Origin of the sequence: Dasania marina DSM 21967 (genome assembly GCF_000373485.1) — a bacterium.
Taxonomy (GTDB): Bacteria; Pseudomonadota; Gammaproteobacteria; order Pseudomonadales; family Dasaniaceae; genus Dasania; species Dasania marina.
In genome coordinates, this window is record NZ_KB891575.1 from 119,630 (window position 1) to 142,840 (window position 23,211).

The following is a 23,211-nucleotide window of genomic DNA, read 5'->3' on the forward strand; positions in this document are numbered from 1 at the left end:
AGAGTATCTCCATTGAAGAACAATTACGAAAACGCCCCACCCTCCCCTAATATTTTCTCAACAACGGCCACCAGCTCAGAACCCGGCACAGGCCTGCTGTAGTAATAACCTTGAGCGAAATTACAATCATTTTCAATTAAAAAGCGTTGCTGCTCTAACTCTTCCACCCCTTCGGCTATAACATTGAGGTTTAGTTTGTGCGCCATGGCTATTACCGCAGCGGTAATCTCCATGTCGTTTCTATCTTGCGGGATATCGCGCACAAATGAGCGATCCACCTTCACCGTGTCTATAGGCAAGCGCTTTAAATAACTTAGCGATGAATAACCAGTACCAAAGTCATCTATGGATAAGGAAAAACCCAAAGCCTTTAGCTCTTTCAACGTCACTATGGCGTTTTCTACCTTATCCATTAACAGGCTTTCAGTCACCTCTAAACCCAATTGCCTAGCCTCTAAACCGAAGTCATCTATATATTGCTTAACCATGGTAATGAGATTTGGGTCGTGAAACTGCCTAGCCGAGAGATTGACGGCAATTTTAATGGTGCTTAACCCCGCCTGTTTTAACACTACAGCCTGCTCACACGCCATAGTGAAAATCTGCTCACCTAGAGGGATAATCAAACCGGTATCTTCAGCCACGGGGATAAACTCATCCGGCGGTACCAACCCACGCTCGGGGTGGTGCCAGCGCACTAAAGCCTCAACACCGACACAGCGTAAGCTACTTAAATCGATAATAGGCTGAAAGTACAATTCAAACTGTTTACTGCTAAGCGCCTGTCGCAACTCGGCCTCTAACTGCACACGTTTGGTAACTTCCGAGTTCATATCATCAGTATAGAATTGAAAATTATTGCGCCCTAAGGATTTAGCTCTGTACATGGCCAAATCAGAATTTTTCATTAACAGAGTACTGTCCACCCCATCTTCAGGGCACAAGGTAATACCTATACTAGGACTGATAATTAACTCTTTATCGTTAAGCTTAATGGGCTTGGTAAACATTTCTATTATTTTTTCTGCTGCGCGCTTGGTACCCGCCCTGCCCTTTACCTCGGTTAATAGCACGGTAAATTCATCGCCCCCTATACGCGCCACCGTATCATCTTCACGCACACAGGCCAGTAATCTATCAGCTACTATTTTTAATAGTGTGTCGCCAGCATCATGTCCCAAAGTATCATTAACCATTTTGAAGTTATCAATATCTAGATATAACAATGCAACCGGTTTTTTTTGCCGGTGTGAGGCTTTTATCGCATGCTCTAACTGCTGCTTAAATAACGCTCTATTCTCTAAGCCAGTTAAAGCATCATAAAATGCCATACGCTGCATCTTCTCTTTAGACTCCAGCAGCGAACGCTCTATTACTTTACGTGAGGTAACATCGTGTATTACCGAATAATATCTATCTATCCCATTTTCATTGTTGCGTACAACTTGCGCCAACTCCTCTATCCAGCGTACCTCTCCATCCACTGTCAACAAGCGATATTCAAAGCTTAATTTATCGACATTTTTATCGACTTCAAATTCTTTTAGTCTGCGATCTATATCATTAGCATCATCAGCATGTATACGGTCAAAAAAACTCACTTTGCCACTATAAAAATCACTGGCTGAGTAACCAAACTGGCTGACACTCTCTGATACAAACCTTACCTTCCAGCTTTCACCCACCCAGTCAATTAACACAAACTGGCCATGGTTAATCATATGTTCAAGCTCTTCACGACGCTTAGCAACGCTGGCGTAGGCATCACTCTCTTGCCGCATCTTATCCGCCAGCATAACCTGCGCCACATGATCCGCTACAGTACCCATGTAGGCTACTTCATCTTTATGCCATTCCCGCAGCTCGGTGTGTTCAATATTCAACACTCCCACCGATACACCATTCACTCTAATTACGGTATCGGCTACCGATTTTATCCCGTCCTCTGCTAAGTAAGTGAAACCCTTAAGCCTGCCATCATTTCTACAATCGCTAGCAGTAAGCGTTCGATACGCCTCTAATTCTTTATAATAACTATTAGCCGAACTAATACTGTAACTATCGTTATCCTGCCAAAAAGATTGTGCTGATAATTGATACAAGGACTCCGCAAATAAGAATTCTTTTTTGTCATCAAATAAATACACCCCTGCATATTCGACCCTTAATACTTCTGCCGTTAATCTGCACACATCCTCTATGGTTTTATGCCTATCGTTATCTATAGAAGCTTTGCCTTTTAGCAGACTTAATACAGCTTGATTTTGTATTTTTTCGCGCTGCAACTGCTGCTGATAGGCCTGTTCCGCCTTATGTTTTACATTTCTATCTAAAATAGCATTTATCTTTTCAGCCGCGCTCAAACAAAGTGCAACCTCTTCATCCAGCCACTGCCTCTTATCATTTACATTTTCTACGCTTAACATGCCTAGCATCTCAGTGCCGCTACAAATAGCCACATCAATAAGTGCACATATATCAAACTTTGTATGTAAATAATCAAATTCAGCTAATCGCTCATCCGCTTGACTATCATTGCAAACAAAATATTTTTGATTGGCTAATAACTGGTAATATTGGCAACCCTCCGCCCAGGTATAATCACCCGAATAAGTAAAATCTTTCTTTGACATCTGATAGAGGGCGACACCGTTAAAACTACGCTTATCGGCATCCAATAAATGCACCCCTACATACTCAACCTCCAGCACTTCCGAAAGCAATCGGCAAATTTCTTCTATACTTTTTTTGTGATCGTCTTGCTCGAACTGACTACTTTCCAATAAATTCTTATGCGCTTGCTGACAATTTTTTTCTACTCGGTAACGACGATCTGTGTTTTTCTTTTTCTGCACATTTTTATAATTAATAACCAACTGTGCGACCTGCTCAGACACCTCACCAGAAAAGGCTATTTCGTCTGGCAACCATGATTTAGCGGTTCCTATATGCTCTATAGACAGCACCGCCACAATCTTTCCCTGCGCCCGCACAGCCACACACAATAAGGAAGAGATGCCTTCACTGATAAATAATGCTAAATCTTCATTTACACGGGGATCATTACAGACATCATTTACCACAACCACCCGCTCTTGCTCTATAGCCTGAAAAAAACGAGGATAATCTTTGCGCGGGTAATTATTAGGGCGCTGATGCTGTTTAGTGCCACTCTCATATTCATCTAAGCCCAGCAAAACATCCTGGCCATCACTCATCAGCCAAATGCCCGCGACTTCAACGTTTAGCACTTGGGTCACTTTTTCTAATATTATCGGCACCGCTACCGCTATATCCCCTGTAATAATGGCATCCACTCTAGACAATTCAAAAATAGCGCCGTGATATAGACGCTGTTTTTCTAACAGCAAATCACGGTCACTTTTACTTTCAGCATTCATATAGGCCAAGGTAACAAGGCTGGCGACCTCGCCGTGAAAGGCTACTTCATCGCTATGCCATAACCGTTTATCACCTACATGCTCAGTAAAAAGTAATCCCAGAGGCTCGTCGTTAAGATAAATAGTGGTGCTCAGTGCGACGGTCACGCCCCAATCAACTATTTGTTGCTTGGCAAAGGCGTCAATATCGGGGCTGGGACGAGTAAAGTCGGTTACGCGCGTACGCATACTACGGCTACAGGCGAAATAATCAGGTAGAATTTTTTTCCTGTAACGCGCTAATTGAGTCTCATTCGCTGCGCTAGCGTATACAGTAAAGCAACTTAAAGCTTCGTGTTCAGCAAACAACCATATACCCACATACTCAGTCGCCAAGGTTTTGGCCACGTTGGTAACAATAACTCGTGCAGCCACAGTGAAATCACTATCATATATAACACTTTGATCGACCAAGTGATTAATAGTTAATTGCTGTTGGTTTATGCGGGTAATACGCTGGCTGTATTCGTCTATATTGTGCTTATAAAATTGCTCGGGAAACATCAACTCCAGCAAGCGCAAAACATTGGCCGCATCTATTGCCATGGCTTGGCCAGCCTCTAGGCCATAAACCAAATCCACAGGAATATTGGCTAAGCTGGCCAGCTCAACCTCGGTTAGACTTTTATTCTGGCGACAGGTTTTAATCGCAGCCGCCAAATAACGGGGGTCGAATAAATTTTCCAGCGCGGAGGGTGTTGTTATAGTCATAAAATAAAAAGCACAATACACCTAAATGACAAATACTAAAGTTGACAGTTTAGACGGGGTAATTGCTATTGAATAGCTTTGGTTTTATTTAAACACGTAAAAATAGTTTTCTTCTGCTTCATCTCATATCGCATCACAGAATAACTCTATTTTTGTTCTATCTTCGATTAACCCTTAGCCTATAATACGGTTTTATCATCTTCACCAGCGCGGGCCTAGCTATGTTTGAAACTCTCTCTCTTTTACCTGACGACCCTATATTAAGCTTAGTCACCGCTTTTCAGCAGGATAATAACCGTCACAAAATCGACCTAGGAGCGGGTGTCTACAAGGATGAAACCGGCACAGCGCCTATACTAAACAGCGTAAAAGACGCCGAGAACCGTTATTTAAGCGTGCAAAAAACCAAGAACTACACCGGTATAGCCGGTGATCCCGATTTTAATCGCTGCATGGAAAATCTGTTATTCGGCAATCAACACCCCGCCCAGCAAGCGCAGCGCCTCAGCACCCTGCAAACGCCTGGCAGTAGCGGCGGCTTATATTTGGCCGCGCAACTGATAGCCCGCAGCAACCCTAAAACTACGGTATGGATGAGCAACCCCACCTGGGATAATCACTATGCTATTTTTGCAGCCGCCGGTTTACGCACCGCAGCCTACCCATACTATCGTATAGGGCAGCAAGCAGTGGACTTTGCAGAAATGCTAGAAACACTAAACAGCCAAGCCCAGGCGGGCGATGTGGTGTTATTACACGGCTGCTGCCATAACCCTTCGGGTTCCGACTTATCGGCGCAGCAATGGCGCGAGCTAACCACACTAGTACTAGCAAAAGGCTTAGTACCGGTAATCGATCAAGCCTACCAAGGCTTTGGTCAGGGCCTACAAGAAGACGCCTACGGCATACGCTATATGGCGGAACACTTGCCCGAATTAATTATCAGCGCCTCCTGCTCGAAAAACTTTACCCTTTACCGTGAGCGCACTGGCTGTATTAGCGTTCTCAGTAGCAATAGCAGCCAAAAGCTACAGATCGTCAGCCAACTGCAAGCCATAGCCAGATCCTGCTACTCCATCCCCCCCGCCAACGGCGCGGCCATCGTCAAAACCATTTTGATGGATAGCAGCTCAACACAGGCTTGGCAGGATGAAGTAGAGACGATGCGCTTACGCCTATTAGCCATGCGTACCCAGTTAGCGGCACAACTGCAGCAAAAACAACAGCGGGTAGACTTTAGCTATTTGCTAAAACAACAGGGCATGTTTTCATTTTTGCCCTTGAGCACACCACAAATTACCGCGCTGCGCGAACAGCACGGTATCTATATGTTGGTATCGGGTAGAATCAGTTTTACAGGCCTAACAACGGCCAATATAGGCTACACCGCCGACGCTATTGCGGCGGCAGTGATGCAATAAGCTGCAAGCCACAAGTTTCAAGCTACAAGAGCAAACCCACAACACGTGAGCCTTATATCTTGTAGCTTACCTCTTACCTCTTACAGCTTGAGGCTTAAAGCTTAAAGAAATGTTCACGATAGTATTGCAACTCGGCGATAGACTCACGTATATCGTCCAAGGCTAGGTGAGCACCTTTTTTAGTGAAACCCGCCTCCAAATCTGGGCGCCAGCGCCGCATCAGTTCTTTAGGGGTGCTGACATCTAAATTGCGATAGTGAAAGTAGGCCTCCAGCGCTTTCATTTCACGCACCATAAAGCGCCTATCTTGGCCCACGCTATTACCACACATAGGCGACACCCCTGACTCTACATAGGGCTTTAAGAACTCTATGGTTTGTTGCTCGGCTTCGGCAGCGCTAATGGTGCTTTTGCGCACCCGCTCAACTAAGCCAGAAGCGCCGTGATGGCTGGTATTCCACTCATCCATTGCCGCCAACACATCATCGGGCTGGTGTATGGCCATCACCGGACCTTCGGCGAGGATGTTTAAATCACTGTCGGTGACGATGGTGGCGATCTCAATAATACGATCAGTTTCGGGCTCTAGGCCCGTCATTTCTAGGTCTATCCAAATTAAATTGAGGTTGTTAGACATGTATAATTCCAAGTATTTGTGCGCTTAGGCCATTAAATCAGGGTTAAGTGTAGCAAAGCACAGCCTAAGGATTAATAATACGCCCATCTATTTTTGCAATGAGCACTTAATGTCCAAGCGCAAACTCAATCGCCGTCAAAACTGGCGCATACAGAAAATCCAAAATGAACGCAGCGAGCGCGCCAACAAACGCAGCCTACGCATAGATGAACAAATTAATGAAGGCGAGCTGGGGCCAGAGCAAAATGGCCTAATCATCGCCCATTACGGCCAGCAAGTGGACGTAGAATTGATAGGTCAACCCGGAGTGGTACAACGCTGCCACCTGCGCGCCAACCTAGGCTCTTTGGTGACCGGCGATAAGATTATCTGGCGCGAGGGCAAACCCACCGGTGTAGTCGTCGCCACCACTGATCGCAACAGCGAACTGTCACGCCCCGATAGCCACGGCAACCTGCGCCCCATCGCCGCCAACATCGATTATATTGTCATCGTGCTGGCCCTACACCCCGAGCCCCACGCCAACTTAATCAACCGCTACTTGGTAGCTGCCGAGGCAGTCAATATAGAGCCGTTAATCTTGCTCAACAAAGTTGATCTGTTAGATGAAACCGGCCGCCAGCAAATGGATGAGCTGCTGCATATTTATCCACACATAGGTTACAAAATTTTAGAAGCGTCTACTAAAAATCAGGATGGCCTCAGCGCGTTAAAAGCCACACTCAAAGATCGCACCAGCGTGTTTGTTGGGCAATCGGGTGTCGGTAAATCATCGTTGATTAACGCCCTACTGCCGGGCGTGGATATAAAAGTGGGTGAACTGTCACCGTCTCGCAACAAAGGCGTGCACACCACCACTACCGCTAAGTTATTTCACTTCCCCGAAGGCGGCGACTTAATCGATTCACCGGGTATACGCGAGTTTGGCCTATGGCATATGAGCCGAGAGCAAGTGGCCGACGGTTTTATAGAATTTCGCCCCCACTTAAACATCTGCAAGTTTAGAGACTGCAAACATGAAGGGGAGCCAGGCTGCTCGTTGCAAGCAGCTATAGATGAGGGCAAGATCAGCAAAAAAAGAATCGACAGCTATATATCTATTGCCAATTCTTTAGAGCAGCTGTAAACATCGAACTAACTGAAAAAAATAAAACCTGAACCACATGCGCTCTAACCATCGAAAATCGGTATCAGGAACACTTACAAAAACTACAGACCACTACACATGGCATAACTCTTTCAATTCACACTCCACCATTTCGGCAAAGCTGGCTAGCAACTCTCTGCTTTCACTGTCAAAGCTGCGCGGCTTATCATCAATAATACACAGGGTACCCAGCTTATGCCCTTGGCTAGAGCTTAATGGGCAACCCGCATAAAAACGTATATTGGGCGGACCCGTGACTAAAGGGTTGTCGCTAAAACGCTCATCTTCCAGCGCATTCTCAACCACAAAAACAGCGTCGCCCAAAATGGCATGGCCACAAAAAGAGATATCCCTAGAGGTTTGCTCAGCGTCTAAGCCACAGCGTGATTTAAACCACTGCCTATCCTTATCAACAATACTGACTAAAGCGATAGGCACGTTAAAAGTACGCTGCGCTAAGCGGGCAATACGATCAAAGCGCTCGTCAGCCTTAGTGTCGAGTATATTATGCGCAACTAAATCCAGTAAGCGCTGCGCTTCGTTGTCAGGAGAATCTGGCGTTTTCATGGGCTATCCCTATTTATCAATAATGGCCCTGGTGGCCTTGAGACACAATCAACGTCCAATAACTATAAACTATAAGCCCGTATTCGCCACCGCCTTGCATGTGCTTTTAAAGCTACATTTAGTACAATCACCGCCCTTGTTATCAACAGCCATCACTAAGGATGCTTTGTGAACGTACTTTTCATTATCGCTCAATATCTTACCCCCCAACATTTACTGTCTCGCTTGGTAGGTAATATCGCCGACTGCGAATGGCCTTGGGTAAAAAACACCTTTATTACTCGCTTTATCAGCCATTACGGAGTGAATATGAGTGAGGCCGCCGACCCCGAGCCGCTCAATTACAAAAACTTTAATGCTTTTTTTACCCGCGCCCTAGCCCCTGATGCCCGCCCCATCGTTGCCGGTGACAACAGCATCGCCTGCCCAGCCGATGGCTCCATTAGCCAGCTAGGCGATATTGAAAATGGCCGTATTTTTCAGGCCAAGGGTCAAAGCTATAGCTTGCTAGAGCTATTAGGCGGTGATGTAGAAACGGCCCAGCCCTTTGAGGGCGGTAAATTCGCTACGGTTTACCTATCCCCCAAGGATTACCACCGCGTGCATATGCCCATGGCCGGCACGCTTAGGTCCATGACTTACGTACCCGGTGATTTATTCTCGGTTAACGGCACCACCGCCGATAACGTTCCGCGCCTATTTGCCCGCAACGAACGTGCTGTATGCATCTTCGACACCGAAATAGGCCCCATGGCCGTTGTGTTAGTGGGCGCCATGATAGTGGCTGGTATAGAAACAACTTGGGCCGGCCAAGTTGCACCGCTTAAGCGCCAAATTCAAACCCATAACTATCAACAAGACAGCCAGCAACAGAGCATACGTCTAGAAAAAGGCCAAGAGATGGGCCGCTTTAAGCTAGGCTCTACCGCGATTGTTATCTTCCCGAAAGGTGTGATGGAGTGGGATGATAAATTCTCAGCGGAATACCCTACCGTGATGGGCGAGCTGTTCGGCGAAATCACCCCAGCGTAAAAGCTACGCAATTTAGGTAGTTATCTTGGCTGAACTCAGCGACCTGCAATACGGGCTTATTGCCCTTAGCTTTATTTGGAGCGGCTTTGTACGCTCCGGCTTAGGCTTTGGTGGGGCAGTGCTATCACTGCCTTTTATGTTGTTTATACACAATGACCCGCTGATTTTTCTGCCGTTAATTTCCGTGCATTTATTGTTTTTTTCGGCCTTAAGTATTTGGCAGGATCAACGCCAACTCAATAAATCAGTCGTTGCCACCCACAGCAGCACTATCGATTGGGCCTATTTAAAAAAATCCCTGTCGATAATGATAGTGCCCAAGTTAATTGGCGTGTTTGGCTTAATCACCCTGCCTAGCAATATACTCAGCGGCATTATTTTTATAATCGTCGCCAGCTATGCCATTACCTATATTATTAACAAACCCTTTAGCAGCAATAATAAATGGTTGGATATTTTCTTCTTGTGCCTGGGCGCTTACGTTAGTGGCACCTCGCTAATAGGCGCGCCCTTAATTATTGTCGCCTTTGTCAATCACGTCGCCAAAGAGCAGCTGCGCAATACGCTGTTTATGCTGTGGTTTATTTTAGTGGCGATTAAACTGGCGGCGTTTATTGTTGCGGACGTGGACCTGCAATTAATTCACCACCTGTGGCTACTGCCTTGCGCAGGTTTGGGCCACTGGCTGGGTTTGCTATTGCACAAAAAATTATTACAGGCCGAAACCCAGGTTTTTTTTCGGGTGGTGGGCTGCGCCCTATTGCTGGTTAGCCTTATAGGCTTATGGCAGATGTTTGCTTAATTTGTAGCTTGTAGCTTGTAGCTTGTAGCTAAAAAGCCTAAGCCCTATCACTAGTAAAACTCAATACATCACTGATATTATTTTGCTGCAAAGCCAACATCACCAAGCGGTCAAAACCTAAAGCCACCCCAGCACACTCAGGCAAGCCCGACTCTAGCGCCGCTAATAAATAGCTATCGCTGGCCATGACGGGCCTAGCTAATTGCTGGCGTTGTTGCTGCTCTTGCTGAAAACGCCTAGCCTGCTCGGCACTGTCGGTTAGCTCAAAATAGCCATTCGCCAACTCTATACCCTGCACATATAACTCAAAGCGCTGCGCCACGGCGTGGCCGTTAGCATCCATCGCCACCTTGGCCAAGGCAGCTTGGCTAGCGGGGTAATCATAAATAAATAGCGGCGCAGCAAAGCCCAGCTTGGGCTCTATCACCTCGGCAATTAATAGGTTTAACCAATCGTCGCACTGATCGCTGTGCATTTGTATATCGATGTGCTGGCGCGCAACTTGCTCCAGTTCTTTAGCCGTTGCGGTGTGCGGGTTAATCGCCAAATACTGTTGAAATAACTCACCATAAGCAATCTGCTGCGCGGCAGGGGCAGCCATTACCGCTACCAATAAATCAGAGATTTCAGCCATCAACTGAAAATGGTCAAAGCCGGGCCTATACCATTCCAGCATAGTAAATTCAGGGTTGTGCCTACGACTTTGCTCGCCCCCTCGAAACGCTTTGCACAGCTGGTAAATAGGACCGCTGCCCGCTGCCAGCAAACGCTTCATGGCATATTCGGGAGAGCTTTGTAGGTAGTAAGGCTGCTCGCCTAATAGCGGATTATCCGCCGTTAAAATAGGCATATGCGGGTCGGTAACCGCGTGGCTACACAACAAAGGCGTTTCCACTTCCAGCACATTGCGCTGAGCAAAAAACTGCCGCACCTGCGTCAATAATTGTGCACGTTGGGTTAATTGCTGAATACTTGCGGAGGGCTGCCAAACTGACATAAACGTTACTAACAAAAAAGAATAACGGCTCCGCTGCAATCAGCAGAGCCATAGAGGAAGGGCTTAGCTTTTTGCACGGCTAACGTATTCGCCGGTGCGGGTATCTATGCGCAACACTTCACCTATATTGATAAACAAGGGCACACGTACAACCGCACCGGTGGTGAGGGTTGCAGGCTTGCTACCACCTTGGGCGGTGTCGCCTTTTTCACCTGGGTCGGTGTCGGCCACTTCCAAGTCCACAAAGTTAGGCACCTGTACTACTAAAGGCGCGCCGTTAAACAAGGTCACCACACACTTATCTTGTTCTTTTAACCAATCTTTAACATCAGCAACAGCATTGGCGTCGGCCTGATACTGCTCAAACGTATCGGGCTCCATGAAATGCCAAAACTCACCGTCGCTATAAAGGTACTCGGCATCGACATCCAGTACATCGGCGCCTTCCAGCTTCTCGCCAGACTTTAATGAACGCTCCCAGACACGGCCGGTTTTTAAGTTGCGAAACTTAACGCGGCTAAAGGCTTGACCCTTGCCCGGGCGTACAAATTCGTTCTCAAGAATGGTACAGGGGTCGCCCTCTAACATTAGTTTCAGACCATTTTTGAATTCGTTGGTTGAGTACGTAGCCATTTTGCACACTGCCTTTACATATATATTTATAGTTTATGTAAGGTGTTGATTTTCAACAACTTACTGGTATTTTTGATGCCAGCCCTGCGCTCAAGATTGCGATAAGCTGGGCGATAACGCCTCTTTGCACTTGTGGGCCTAGACATACAGGGCTGGAATTACAGAGCGTTAACAACCTTTGGGGTTATCCAATTGCGGGCAATTATACCGTAGTCTTGCCTCAAGTTTAACCAAGGCCACACTAGCAAATACTTATTTACAGGAAGGAGGGGCAGAAAGGGCAGAGGCGCAGGCTAAAGGCGGGCCATTTTAGGCCCGCCTTTAGCTGAAACTTAACGAGCCAACGGTCAATAACAAGTTACGATGGTAGATATCTAAGGGGGCACATAGCACCTCAGCCAAGTAAGGTAATCTTGCTGAGTAGACTCAAGGTAGCCGTTAAAATCGGCAGGAGTGGTGCTGACTAAAATCATGGAGTGCAGCGACTAACATCTCGCCGAAATAGCGACACTGGCCAGTGTTTTTCACAGACCTAGCGCATTGATAAATAAGCGCTGAATCAACACCATTCAACTAAACATTAATGCGCTGCTTAGCCCTCCTGCTGGGCCATAACGCATCCATGTTTACGCTTGCCGATCGCAAGAACAAAAAATAACAGGCTCAGTAATACCGCAACAGCAGCCAGTATATTCACAGCAATATAGTCATTAGCGGTAATAAATAACGCCGCAAGGCTAGGCCCTATAGCCGCGCCAGTGGCATGAAATGCCGGAGCAATAGCTACCGCACGCCCCCCTTTGTCTACCGCATTAACTGCCGCGTATTGAAAAGCTAAAGAAAAGTTCCACGCAAAATTGTATAGCGCAAGCGCAAGCACAAACTGCAACAGGCTCATTCCCGCTAATAATAAACATAGTGATAACAAGGTAATAACCGCCCCTATAGTCAAAGGCCGCACATAACCCCATCTATCCCCACACCATGCTGCAGCTAGCGCCCCCAGCACGCCTAAAGAAACACCTGCCGAGAGAGCCATACCAATAAATTTGGCGGAAAAGCCATTGGCATAGGCCATTCTTTCTATAAAGGTCCACACCACCCCCACATTAAAAAAGAACAGCAAACATCCGCCCAAAGCCCATAGCGCTGCGGATGTTGGTAATATTTTTTTAACCGGCGGCTGAGTCACTGCCATACCCGCTTGCGGCAAAGCCGAAACCAAACATAGGCCCACAACAGCCAACACACTAAACAAAATAAGCCCAGCCTTGGCACCAGCTACCGCCGTTAGTGTCGGTAAAAAAAACAAACCTATAACCTGAAAAAGAACTTGGGCCGCTAGCGAGAACCCAAAGCAACGCTCTGAATTGCGATTATCCGATAGCGCGGTTAGCACTAATGAATAAGCTGACCCCCCACCTAAGCCTCCTAGAAACACTAAAAGAAAAAAAACCAGTAAGCCATCAGCAAATATAGCGCCAAAGAAAATCACCGCAACCACACTCAGCGCTATATAAGCCGCTTTATGCCAATCAACTTTACGCACCCAAAACATCGCCAGCACTGAGCTAATCGCTGACCCCAACATAAGCGTAGAAGCCAGCCAAGCTATCTGCGGGCTGTTTAATCCCCTGTCACTAGCGACGGCACCAACAAACAAGGGAAGAACTAAAAACGGTGCCATCGAAATAAAACTTATAGCAACGGCGGCTGCGACGGCTGAGCGATCATTGACGGTAGTCATGCTTAGGGTTGACCTCTGTTAATTTTCAAATAAACACCACAAACCGCCACTATACTTTAAAACCTGTAGGTAGCCTCTATGCCATAAGTACGTGGCATAGAAGGTATTCCCTGCAGGCCACTGAACTCAGAACCAAAGAACAGGCCAGTAATGGGGTACTTCCACAATACCGAGTCACTTTTTTTATCTGCTAGGTTTTTACCCCACAAATACACACTATAACTTTCATCGGCAGATACATAACCTATACGCGCGTTAACTAAAGTTAAGCCTTCCACTAACAAGTCTTTATCATTAACCGCATCGGTATAGGAGTCATCTTTGGTAGAACCATCAACATGAAGTTCCAACACCGCACCAGAATTTAATGGGTACCAGTAATCCATATTGGCCGCGGCAGTCCAGTCAGACACTAATTGCAGCTTGTTACCATCGCAGTCCACACCTACACCATTGCAATCATCGTAAGAGGTGTATTCGTGATCCAACACGCCAGCGCTAAAGCCAAAGGATAAATTATCGGTAGCCACCCAGCGCAGCTCCAACTCTATACCGTTAATTTCTGACTCACCGGCATTAGTAGTGGTAAACCCTATGCCTAATAGCTGGCCGACTTGCATATCTTCATAATCGGTGCGGAAGATAGAGGCATTAACCTCCATGCTTCTTTCAAAGAAGGAACCTTTCAAGCCCAACTCATAGGAGGTAGCGGTTTCAGCGCCAAATTCAAATAGCTCGGGACTGGTAAAATCAATCACATCAGTTTGAAAACCACCACTTTTCGTCCCCCTACGTATAGAGCTGTAAACCTTGATGTTTTCATCAATGGCATAGCTAGCGCTAACATCACCAGACCATGATTGGTCACTGATATCAGGTGAGAAAGATACCGTAGGGAAACCTATACCCGCATTTTCTAGCTGGCTAAACTGACTGCTTTTATCTTCATCGGTGTAACGCAGCCCTAGGGTTAAGGTTAAATCTTCAGTGGGGTACACATTTAAAGTACCAAACGCAGCCCAAGCTTTGGTATCGACTTCGCTTTCGCTAAGAATACCAATAGTATTTTCAGGGTAAGGTAAAACCGATGTTACCCTAGCAGCCTCTATCGATTGGTCTAAATAGTAAAGCCCTGCCACATAGTCGTAGCTGTCATAAGATGGCGAAACTATTTTAAACTCCTGACTAAAGGTGTCGGAGTCATCTTGAAACTCTGAATAGGTTAACGTTAATGGCCCAGCATCATCATCGGCCAACAACTCAAAGTCTGCAAAACGCTTGGCGGTAATAGAGCTTAAGATAAATTCCGACTCCGTTTCAAAATTTACTGTTAGGCTGCTACCGCCACTTTTTATCTTTTCGCTATTTGGATCGTTGCTGTTAATTTTATGCGAGCTACTTTGATACCATCCGGCAGCAATATCGTTTAGCCCTGGCTCTCTAGTAGCACCAAAAATCTGTCTATTATCCTGCTCTAAATAATCGCCAGAAAAAATAATTTCTGTGCGGTCGTTAGGCGTCCAATACAAGCCCATGCGCCCACCTACACGATCTTCACTCATCTGATCTTTACCATCGCTAATGTTTTTAACATAACCATCACGCTGAAAAGAAAAGCCACTAATTTTACCGTTAAGCGTGCCTTCGACTATTGCGCCTGAAACACCAGCCTCAACATTAACTTTCGAGTAGTTACCTAAAGTGGTTTTAATCTGGCCTTGAAATTCGTCATAGGGCATTTTCGTTGTAATATTAATAGCCCCGGCAATAGTATTGCGGCCAAATAAAGACCCCTGTGGACCACGCAGCACTTCAACCTGCTGTATATCACTGAGCGGGAAATTAAACGAAGCCGGACGACCCGCATAAACACCGTCTATATATACCCCCAAGCCACTTTCCTGGCCTGCATTTCTGGACACACTGACGATGCCGCGTAAGCCCCATGAGTTAAGCGAGTTGCCATTGGGGTCCATCGCCAGGTTAGGCACGTTAGTGACTAAGTCACTAACCGATGTAGCACCTAAATTCTCTATTGTGGTCTCTCCTAAGGCGGTAATAGCTACAGGTATATCCTGTACATTTTCCTGACGCTTTCGTGAGGTTACAATTAACTCTTCAATAGTGGCGTTCTGGCCTAAAGCCGGCGTGGCCACAGCGCCCATACCCGCACCGGCAATAGCGGCACAGATTGCGGTAGTTTTAAACCTAGACGATATTGTTTTCATAATACTTTCCCCACTAGTTTTGAGACTAAAATACTTACATTATTTATTTTTGTTTTACTCAGAAAAATGTACTGGCTGACTTAATAAGCTTCAGTATTCATTAAGCAGCGCCGTCAATAATGACGTTTCCTTACAGCGTTTGCATTGACACTGAATGACAATTGTTGACGCAGATGGAAAAAAGGCAGCCGAAGCTGCCAAGGAGACCAGAAAAAAGTATTACTACTCACGCAATCTAGAATAACTAGCCATTACACGACACAAGGCATCGTGGTCTATAGCCTCTAAAACACGACCAGCAGGTTTTATAGTTGCCACTGACTCTGCCGCTATCATGGCATTTAACACTGATTCCTCTACCGCCTGCACGGTCGCCAAGTAAAGCGTGTCGCAGTGAGCATCGTTCAAACACTCAAGATTAAAGCTGGTGGGCTGCTCTGCCCCCAATGGCGGCATAATGATGTCGTTAGCGGTAGAAAAAGCCATCATAATATCGCCAGAAAAATGGCCACCATAGGTGCCAGTACGCCCTATACCCAAGGCCCCACGTTTAGCTAAACGCTTAAGCTGAGCGGGCAGTAATGGCGCATCGGTAGCTATAATAACCACTATAGATCCCTGCTCATGGCCACTGCTTTCAGTAATAATGGCGTTTTCAGTAATATGCTGGCCCACCGGCACACCACATACGGAAAATTCCGGCCGCAAACCAAAGTTTGATTGCACCAAAGCCGCCACCGTATATTGTGTGCCCTGCACCTCTACCACACGCGAACTGGTACCCGTGCCACCTTTAAACTCATAGCTTTGCATACCAGCACCGCCGCCCACGTTCCCCTCAGCCACAGGGCCAGTAGTTGCGGAATCTAGCGCTGCCAAAACATGTTCTTCTTTAATATGTCGGCCGCAAATATCGTTTAATAAGCCATCGTAAGTCTCGGCAATCACCGGCATGGCCCAAGAGTGATACTGCTCAAAATAGTCCTTATGCTGTTCCAACATCCAGCCGACGGTAGCGTGATGAGCCATACCTACGGAATGCGTATTGGTTATGCAAATAGGGCTGATAAAATAGCCTGCGTCCTCTATCCAGTGTGAGCCCGTCAGCTCACCATTGCCGTTCAAATCATAAAGCCCTGCCCATACCGGCCGAGGCAGCTCTTGTCGGCCCCTAGGCAATATTGCTGTCACGCCGGTATAGACCGGCCCACTACCTACCTTTAGTGGGCCATCCCCGCTATTCAAAGTGCAATACCCCACCTCTACGCCAGACACGTCAGTAATGGCATTCCATTTTCCCGGCGTCCCCTCTAATGGCAAGCCCAAATCTCTAGCTCTTGGGGGGGCAACTTTTTTCATTTCAACATCCTCATAAAAGCGGGGCACTGTTTATTAATCACATGCTGTAGCTCTCTGCTATAGTTACCAAATAATCGTTGGTTATCAGCACTACTATTTAGTAAGGTTGAATTATGAAAGAATAATCTAACGGTGACATTGACGCCCCACGACAACTTATGACGCATTTTGCGCAAAGCGCTTACATACCATGCCCCAAGCCAACTTAAACCAGCCTATTATCAGTACCGTTTATTCCAAAATATTAATCGATTTTTTAAGCGGGAAAGGCGTTGATGTGGATCAGTTTTTAACACAGCTTTCGCTACAAAAATACTCACTAACACAGCCCGACACCATCTTACCCATGGCCACGTTTCAAATGATGATGGAAGAAGCTGCACGCTTTACCGGCGACGAAAATATTGGCTTACATTATTATGAAAATATCGAACTACAAGATTTAGGCGTTTTAGGTTACGCACAAATGAATAGCAAAAGTATTCGTGATGCTTTGAATATAATTACACGCTACTACAAACTTTTTCAAAGTGACAACGAAATGCTGCTCAGCGAAAATAACGGCAATATTCATTTATCTTATAGAATATTATCTAAAAAAATCATTCCCAGTCGACAAGACTCTGAAATGACAATCATGGCTTTTGTTGCGACTATTTCCGCACTATTAGGTAAGCCTTGGCGGCCTATAGAAGTACACCTGCAACACCCCCAGCCCACAGATATAAGCGAACATCAACGATTGCTATGCAATAAAATCTTCTTCAGTAGCCCAACCAATAAAATCGTTTTTGACTCATCGCTATTAGACACAGCCATCGCTGGTGCCGACTTAAAACTTAGTAGTTCTTTAGAAGACGCCTTAGAGCAATTGCTCAGTTTTAAAATTCCTGCCCCTAACGACCAATGGCTACATGAGGTACAGGACGCCATTATCGAATCGCTGAGCAATGGCCCACCTAATATCAATGAAATCGCCGAGAAGTTTCATATGAGTGGCCGAACCCTGCAAAGACGATTGGAAAAATACGACCTTAGCTTTAAGGAAATGCTAGAGCAAATACGCCTACAAATTGCCACCAATTTCCTAGAGGCAACAGACTTATCATTGCTGGATATCGCATTTATGCTCGGTTACTCCGAACTCAGCTCCTTTACCCGCGCCTTTCGCCGCTGGACCAATCACCCCCCCTTAGAATTTCGCCTGCTACACCGCGCCCAACCGTCAGATAACGGCTAATCCACACCCAGCCCACCACAACGACTACTAGCCTCCATGCTTATCTTGGTATAATGCTAAGCGTTTAAGCCCTAACCTTGGCCACAGCTGGCTATGAGCAGTACATCTATGACAGCCCCTACCGACTTAATTTGGCAGAGCAAAAAACCAGCAACCGCTAACTGGCAACAACAGCTGAAAACACTGATACGCGAGCCTGCCCAGCTATTTGCCCTGCTGGGCCTACAAGCCGAGGATATGCCCGCACACCTAGCGGCCTGCCAGGACTTTTCCCTGCGCGTGCCCATGGCTTTTGTCGATAAAATGCAGCCCGGCGACTGGAACGACCCTTTATTGCTGCAAGTGCTGCCACAAGGGGCCGAACTGCTAGCGCAACCGGGCTTTATCGCCGACCCCCTGCAAGAGCAGAGCAACAACCCCCACCCCGGCTTGATACACAAATACCATGGCCGGGTGCTATTGGTGGTGAGCGGCGGCTGCGCCATCAACTGCCGCTACTGCTTTAGACGTCACTTTCCCTATGAGGATAACAACCCCAGCCGCAAGGAGTGGCAAACCGCACTGGACTATATCGCCGCCGACAGCAGCATAACTGAGGTGATACTTAGCGGCGGCGATCCGCTGGTCGCCAGTGACAAGCAATTGGCCGAGCTAGTCGAAAATATAGCCGCCATCCCCCATGTGCACACCCTGCGGGTTCACAGCCGCCTGCCACTGGTCATCCCCGAACGGATTAGCGATGAATTCGTCACCCTGCTCACCAGCAGCCGCTTACAAACCGTGTTTGTGATTCACTGCAACCACGCCAACGAATTAGACAGCCGCGTACAGCAAGCCATGGCCAAGCTCAAGGCGGCAGGCGTTACTTTACTCAACCAGTCGGTATTACTAGCGCAGGTCAATGACAACAGCGCAGCGCTGCAGGCACTAAACGAAAAACTCTTCGCTATGGGCGTACTACCCTATTACTTACATGTGCTTGATAAGGTGCAAGGGGCGGCCCATTTTGATGTAGCCGAAAGCCACGCCATAGACCTGATTGAGTCACTGCGGGCCAAGCTGCCCGGCTACTTAGTGCCTAAATTGGTAAGGGAATTACCCCAACAAGCTTCAAAAACCCCCATCCCTGCACATTAAGCTTGTTTATAAGGTCAAAAAAGCGGATTCTTCTATCGAAATATCAACAAGTTAGCGAACTCTGCTACACTTGATGCTTAGCCTAATGACCCATTTAAAATTGTAATAGCGCCTTATGAGCAGTGATGATCAAATAAGAATTAGAGTTCCTCGACAAGACTTGGAAAATTCTAGTTTTTTTACATGCAAAGAAACCGCCGTTATAGAGTGGGTAGCGCAACTCCCTAAAGCCAATATAGGGCAAACAACTAGGCAATTATTTCAAGCCATTAGCGAACTTAATCGTGTGCGATTGCTGCCCGAAGAACGCTTTAAAATACTGGAACAATTGCGCGCGCAAATACATTTTGTTAGCCGCTCGCTAAGCAAGCACTATTTAAATCAACCTATTATACTACCCAAACAGTCCAAACAGGTCGCCAACCTCAGCCATACCTTGCACCAGCAAATGGTCATAGGCTATACCATAGTCGCCAGCCATGCGTCAGCACTGGGCAAGCGCATCGTCGGCGGCAAGCCCGAACAGCTGATCGCCAAATCGCTATACCGCGCCATTACTGAAAGCACGCTCAACTTAGTACGCCACTACCAACTGTATGAGTCGGCAGAAAAACAACTGTGGCAGCAACTACATCAATTTTATCTACTCGCCAAACAGCACAATGCGCTTAACACCCCTGTTAGCGACAAAGAAGTTAACGACGGCAGCGTGCTTAATGGCTATATACGCGCTTTATTACTAGGCGCAGCCAAACCCAAACAGCTACGGCAGGAAGATTTCAAGCACTTACTAGCACCGCTTACTCGCTGGGGGGAACTCTGCCAAATAGAGCATGCCAGTCAGGACAGCCTGTTTGTAATTAACCCCTTGTCGGATTCCTCACCGCTGTATAGGGAAGCCTACGAGTCTGCTATCGATAGCAACTGGCTAAGCCTAGATACCCGCCGCCTTACTCAGCACATTGAAAACCTAAGGCAGCAACAAAGCGGGCTTATGATCACTGACGGCGCCTTTATTATTTCCAACGATTTACTGGGTCATTTGCTATTAGCCTGGAGCGAAATGAGCAAGCGCACCTTTATGCGCCTAGAGAGCAATGACGAACTGAATATCAGCGTGGGCTTAAGCTCTACCCATCACTTCTCCTCTGGTGAAATGAGTTTTGAGGCCCTGCTGTCAGATAGCAACTCCGGCTCTATCGTGATGGAAAAAACCAACCGCTTTATGCGCCCACCAACCATAGAAGCCCGGCATAAAGATGTATGGGATAGCCCCTACGAATCTAATGTAGGCCAAACCAATGTCGCCATGGAGTCTATAGATTTTCATATCAACAAAAGCCTGCAAGACGATAAAGAAACGTCCAAGTATAAAGACCACCAGGTTAGCGCACTCAACTCCAGCCCTAAAGGCTATTGTATAGAATGGCCCGATGACAACCCCATATCGATTAAGGCCGGCGAAATCGTCGGCATACAAGAACCCCACGGCCACAACTGGAGCGTAGGGGTCATCCGTTGGATAGATCACCAACACGATAAGAGCACCCAGCTAGGGCTAGAATTAATCAGCCCCACCGCCTCGCCTTATGGCGCGCGCATAGTACAAAAAACCGGGCCACAAAATGAATATTTACGCGTGCTAGTACTGCCTGAAATGGCCAGCCTCAACATACCCGTTACGCTTATCACGCCCAGAGTACCTTTTAAAGAAGGTCAAAAAGTTACCCTCAACCAGCAGGGTAAAGAAGTGCAAATTCAACTTACCAAAAAACTCAATGAAACCGGCGCCTATAACCGCTTTGAATTTAGAAAAATTAGCTCGGTAGCTAGCAACAGTAAAAAAGCTGCACCCGGCACTACGCATGACGGAGATCTAGACTCTTTGTGGAATAATTTATAAACACAATAAGCAAGCTTTAAGTCGTTCACAAAAATAATAAACGCCCTTTGTGATTAACTTTAGCTTCAAAGATAATAGTTTTTAAAACGGTGATTATTAGAAATTATGGCAAGAAAAAGCACCATCAAGCTGCTACTGGTTAATGAATCAGATAATGCCGGCGAACAACTCATTAGCATTTTTCGCAATGCCGGCCGCGTAGCCAGAGCTCATAGAGCTGCATCTGCAGAAGAGCTTTTTACCGCCCTCAAAGACAAGGATGACTGGGATTTATTGATCGCCGATGACTACCATCCCGAAATAAAACCCGAGCAATGCCTAGAGCAGTGTAAAAAAGCCAAGCTCAGCCTGCCGGTGATTATTCTGCGCGAGAACAGCGGCAACCTCGCCGAGTTATTTGAGGCTGGCGCCAGCGATGTAATAGACCCCAGCGACCATGCCAGGCTGTGCCACGCCACCTTCAGGGAAGTCTCTAGGCACAATATTGTTCGCAAAAATCACAGCTTAAGCGAACACTTGGCCGAAGCCGAACAGCGCTGCGAAATGCTGCTGGACCAATCTCAGGACGCCATTGCCTATATCTCTGATGGCATGATCATCGGCAGCAATCAATTGTTTGCAGAAATATTTGGTTACAGTTCACCCGAGGAATTGGATTGCCTGCCTATAGTCGACATGATTGCCGACGGCGATCAAGACAAGTTTAAGGGCTTATTAAAAAACCAATTAAAAAGCGATGACAGCACCCAGTTTAATTTTTCTGGCTGCAAAGAAAATGGCGAACACTTTGACAGCCATGTGCAACTCAGCCGTGCAGCTTACGACGACGAACAATGCGTACAGCTCACCATAGGGCAACAAAGTAATGGCGGTGAAAATGCCGTCAGCATGGATCACGACCCCGCTACCGGCCTCTATAGCCACGACTATTTTATTGCTCAGCTAGATTCCCATATTAAACAAGCTGCTGCTGGCACCACTATCAGCACTGCCATGTTTATCAGCATTGACCAATTTGGCTCGCTGCGCCGTCGCATAGGCATTAGCAGTATAGAGACGGTGATTATCGATATAGCCCAACATATACAAAGCCACACCCAGCAAGAAAATTGCCTAGCCCACTATTGCGATGACGGCTACACCATACTGTTATCAGATACCGGCATACAAAAAGCTCTAGAACTAGCCGAAGCGCTATGCAAAAGCATAGAGGCGCATATTATTGAAGTGCGCGGGCAATCACTGCAGTGCACCGTAAGCATAGGCGTAGTCGCTTTAGACGGTAAAGCCTCAGACCCTTATCGTATTATCGATGGTGCCTTTGAAACCTGCGAGCAAATTCGCAGCGAGGCTAATAACAAACACATAGGCAATAGCGCAAAAATCCATATCCCTGAACGAGAACGTAAGTCAGTGGGCGACGCCAGCGGCGATATCGAACTGGATCAAATGCTAGAAGAGGCCTTGGAAGACAACCTCTTCTCACTACTATTCCACCCTATAGTCAGCTTGCGGGGCAGCAGTGGCGACCACTACGAAGTACTGGTCAACTACAAAGATGAGAACGAGCAGCTATTGCCCGCTAATAAATTTTTAAACCAGCTTAATTTTCAAGCCACCAACACACGGGTGGATCGCTGGATTATTTTAGAGGCCACCAAGTTGCTTTCCGCAGAGCGCGACAAAGGCCAAAACATATGCATGTTAATTAATTTAAGTGCCCACGCCTTGCACGATGACGGTTTAATCCCCTGGCTGAGCGTGGCCTTAAAAGCCGGCGACCTACCCGCCGAAGCTATAGCCTTTCAATTTGACGAGCAAGATTTAAACAATAACTTAAGCGCCGCCATTAGTTTTGCTGAAGCCTTACAAAAATCCGGCTGCCGCTTATCGGTTAATGACTTTGGCAGCAGTGACGAGCCCATCAAATTACTAAAACACACCAACGCCAACTATGTGCGCCTCAGCAACGCTTACGCCGAACAGCTGCAAAGCAGTAATGACACCGAAGCACTCAAAGCCATGGTGAGCAGCATTAACGAAAATAACTGCAAAGCCATTATCCCCGATATACAAAACGCCTCAGCCCTAGCAGTGCTATGGCAAATAGGCGCAGATTTTATCCAAGGGGATTACTTGGCTGGACCCAGCTCAGAAATGGACCACGAGTTTACGGATATAGCTTAAGCGCCCGCAGGGCGCTGCAAGCT

The 23,211-nt window shown here is 46.8% G+C and carries 16 protein-coding genes; 8 read left to right on the top strand and 8 right to left on the bottom strand.

Annotated elements, in window-relative coordinates; all coding sequences use genetic code 11:
* Positions 1-23: 23 nt before the first annotated feature.
* Complete coding sequence (locus tag B067_RS21065) at positions 24-4,151, bottom strand: EAL domain-containing protein (RefSeq protein ID WP_019528077.1); 4,128 nt, start codon at positions 4,149-4,151, stop codon at positions 24-26.
* Between the two features lie 221 nt (positions 4,152-4,372).
* Between B067_RS21065 and B067_RS0100490 the strand changes: the two genes are divergently transcribed.
* On the top strand, positions 4,373-5,572 hold the full coding sequence (locus B067_RS0100490; RefSeq protein WP_019528078.1) for an amino acid aminotransferase: 1,200 nt from the start codon (positions 4,373-4,375) through the stop codon (positions 5,570-5,572).
* A gap of 94 nt (positions 5,573-5,666) precedes the next feature.
* On the opposite strand, the gene orn is transcribed toward B067_RS0100490, so the two are convergent.
* The gene (orn, locus tag B067_RS0100495; RefSeq protein WP_019528079.1) at positions 5,667-6,209 is read right to left on the bottom strand and encodes an oligoribonuclease; all 543 of its coding nucleotides are present in this window, start codon (positions 6,207-6,209) and stop codon (positions 5,667-5,669) included.
* Positions 6,210-6,318: 109 nt separating this feature from the next.
* Between orn and rsgA the strand changes: the two genes are divergently transcribed.
* Positions 6,319-7,335, top strand: coding sequence for a small ribosomal subunit biogenesis GTPase RsgA (gene rsgA, locus B067_RS0100500; RefSeq protein ID WP_019528080.1), 1,017 nt, complete (start codon positions 6,319-6,321; stop codon positions 7,333-7,335).
* Positions 7,336-7,428: 93 nt separating this feature from the next.
* Here the strand turns inward: rsgA and B067_RS19220 are convergent, their stop codons facing one another.
* Positions 7,429-7,923 carry a GAF domain-containing protein gene (locus tag B067_RS19220; protein ID WP_019528081.1) on the bottom strand — a complete coding sequence of 165 codons (495 nt, stop codon included), beginning with the start codon at positions 7,921-7,923 and terminating at the stop codon, positions 7,429-7,431.
* 168 nt (positions 7,924-8,091) lie between these two features.
* On the opposite strand from B067_RS19220, the gene asd reads away from it, so the two are divergent.
* Positions 8,092-8,955, top strand: a complete 864-nt coding sequence (gene asd / locus B067_RS0100515; RefSeq protein WP_019528083.1) for an archaetidylserine decarboxylase — start codon at positions 8,092-8,094, stop codon at positions 8,953-8,955.
* 25 nt (positions 8,956-8,980) lie between these two features.
* Positions 8,981-9,757 carry a TSUP family transporter gene (locus tag B067_RS0100520; protein ID WP_019528084.1) on the top strand — a complete coding sequence of 259 codons (777 nt, stop codon included), beginning with the start codon at positions 8,981-8,983 and terminating at the stop codon, positions 9,755-9,757.
* A gap of 37 nt (positions 9,758-9,794) precedes the next feature.
* On the opposite strand, the gene epmA is transcribed toward B067_RS0100520, so the two are convergent.
* From epmA to B067_RS0100545, 5 genes are all read right to left on the bottom strand, one after another.
* Positions 9,795-10,754 carry an EF-P lysine aminoacylase EpmA gene (gene epmA, locus B067_RS0100525; RefSeq protein ID WP_019528085.1) on the bottom strand — a complete coding sequence of 320 codons (960 nt, stop codon included), beginning with the start codon at positions 10,752-10,754 and terminating at the stop codon, positions 9,795-9,797.
* A gap of 63 nt (positions 10,755-10,817) precedes the next feature.
* Positions 10,818-11,387, bottom strand: a complete 570-nt coding sequence (efp, locus tag B067_RS0100530; protein ID WP_020700260.1) for an elongation factor P — start codon at positions 11,385-11,387, stop codon at positions 10,818-10,820.
* Between the two features lie 592 nt (positions 11,388-11,979).
* Complete coding sequence (locus B067_RS0100535) at positions 11,980-13,134, bottom strand: MFS transporter (protein WP_019528087.1); 1,155 nt, start codon at positions 13,132-13,134, stop codon at positions 11,980-11,982.
* 56 nt (positions 13,135-13,190) lie between these two features.
* Positions 13,191-15,362 carry a TonB-dependent receptor gene (locus B067_RS0100540; RefSeq protein WP_019528088.1) on the bottom strand — a complete coding sequence of 724 codons (2,172 nt, stop codon included), beginning with the start codon at positions 15,360-15,362 and terminating at the stop codon, positions 13,191-13,193.
* Between the two features lie 222 nt (positions 15,363-15,584).
* Entirely contained in the window at positions 15,585-16,721 is a 1,137-nt protein-coding gene (locus B067_RS0100545; RefSeq protein ID WP_035801207.1) for a DmpA family aminopeptidase, read from the bottom strand.
* Between the two features lie 190 nt (positions 16,722-16,911).
* On the opposite strand from B067_RS0100545, the gene qhpR reads away from it, so the two are divergent.
* From qhpR to B067_RS0100565, 4 genes are all read left to right on the top strand, one after another.
* Positions 16,912-17,961, top strand: a complete 1,050-nt coding sequence (gene qhpR, locus B067_RS0100550) for an AraC-like transcriptional regulator QhpR (RefSeq protein ID WP_019528090.1) — start codon at positions 16,912-16,914, stop codon at positions 17,959-17,961.
* A gap of 108 nt (positions 17,962-18,069) precedes the next feature.
* A complete protein-coding gene (epmB, locus tag B067_RS0100555) occupies positions 18,070-19,098 on the top strand; it encodes an EF-P beta-lysylation protein EpmB (protein ID WP_019528091.1) in 1,029 nt (342 codons plus the stop codon).
* A 115-nt stretch (positions 19,099-19,213) separates the two neighbouring features.
* Positions 19,214-21,001, top strand: coding sequence for a hypothetical protein (locus B067_RS0100560; RefSeq protein WP_019528092.1), 1,788 nt, complete (start codon positions 19,214-19,216; stop codon positions 20,999-21,001).
* 105 nt (positions 21,002-21,106) lie between these two features.
* Positions 21,107-23,188: an EAL domain-containing protein gene (locus B067_RS0100565; RefSeq protein ID WP_019528093.1), complete on the top strand. Its 2,082-nt coding sequence runs from the start codon at positions 21,107-21,109 to the stop codon at positions 23,186-23,188.
* The last annotated feature ends 23 nt before the right edge of the window (positions 23,189-23,211 follow it).

What these genes read in the sequence shown, in the direction of transcription:
- orn (WP_019528079.1), bottom strand. Translation starts at nt 6,209, where the DNA reads ATGTCTAACAACCTCAATTTAATTTGGATAGACCTAGAAATGACGGGC.
- B067_RS0100540 (WP_019528088.1), bottom strand. Translation starts at nt 15,362, where the DNA reads ATGAAAACAATATCGTCTAGGTTTAAAACTACCGCAATCTGTGCCGCT.
- B067_RS0100535 (WP_019528087.1), bottom strand. Translation starts at nt 13,134, where the DNA reads ATGACTACCGTCAATGATCGCTCAGCCGTCGCAGCCGCCGTTGCTATA.
- B067_RS21065 (WP_019528077.1), bottom strand. Translation starts at nt 4,151, where the DNA reads ATGACTATAACAACACCCTCCGCGCTGGAAAATTTATTCGACCCCCGT.
- B067_RS0100565 (WP_019528093.1), top strand. Translation starts at nt 21,107, where the DNA reads ATGGCAAGAAAAAGCACCATCAAGCTGCTACTGGTTAATGAATCAGAT.
- B067_RS19220 (WP_019528081.1), bottom strand. Translation starts at nt 7,923, where the DNA reads ATGAAAACGCCAGATTCTCCTGACAACGAAGCGCAGCGCTTACTGGAT.
- rsgA (WP_019528080.1), top strand. Translation starts at nt 6,319, where the DNA reads ATGTCCAAGCGCAAACTCAATCGCCGTCAAAACTGGCGCATACAGAAA.
- B067_RS0100560 (WP_019528092.1), top strand. Translation starts at nt 19,214, where the DNA reads ATGAGCAGTGATGATCAAATAAGAATTAGAGTTCCTCGACAAGACTTG.
- qhpR (WP_019528090.1), top strand. Translation starts at nt 16,912, where the DNA reads ATGCCCCAAGCCAACTTAAACCAGCCTATTATCAGTACCGTTTATTCC.
- B067_RS0100490 (WP_019528078.1), top strand. Translation starts at nt 4,373, where the DNA reads ATGTTTGAAACTCTCTCTCTTTTACCTGACGACCCTATATTAAGCTTA.
- B067_RS0100545 (WP_035801207.1), bottom strand. Translation starts at nt 16,721, where the DNA reads ATGAAAAAAGTTGCCCCCCCAAGAGCTAGAGATTTGGGCTTGCCATTA.
- epmB (WP_019528091.1), top strand. Translation starts at nt 18,070, where the DNA reads ATGACAGCCCCTACCGACTTAATTTGGCAGAGCAAAAAACCAGCAACC.
- efp (WP_020700260.1), bottom strand. Translation starts at nt 11,387, where the DNA reads ATGGCTACGTACTCAACCAACGAATTCAAAAATGGTCTGAAACTAATG.
- epmA (WP_019528085.1), bottom strand. Translation starts at nt 10,754, where the DNA reads ATGTCAGTTTGGCAGCCCTCCGCAAGTATTCAGCAATTAACCCAACGT.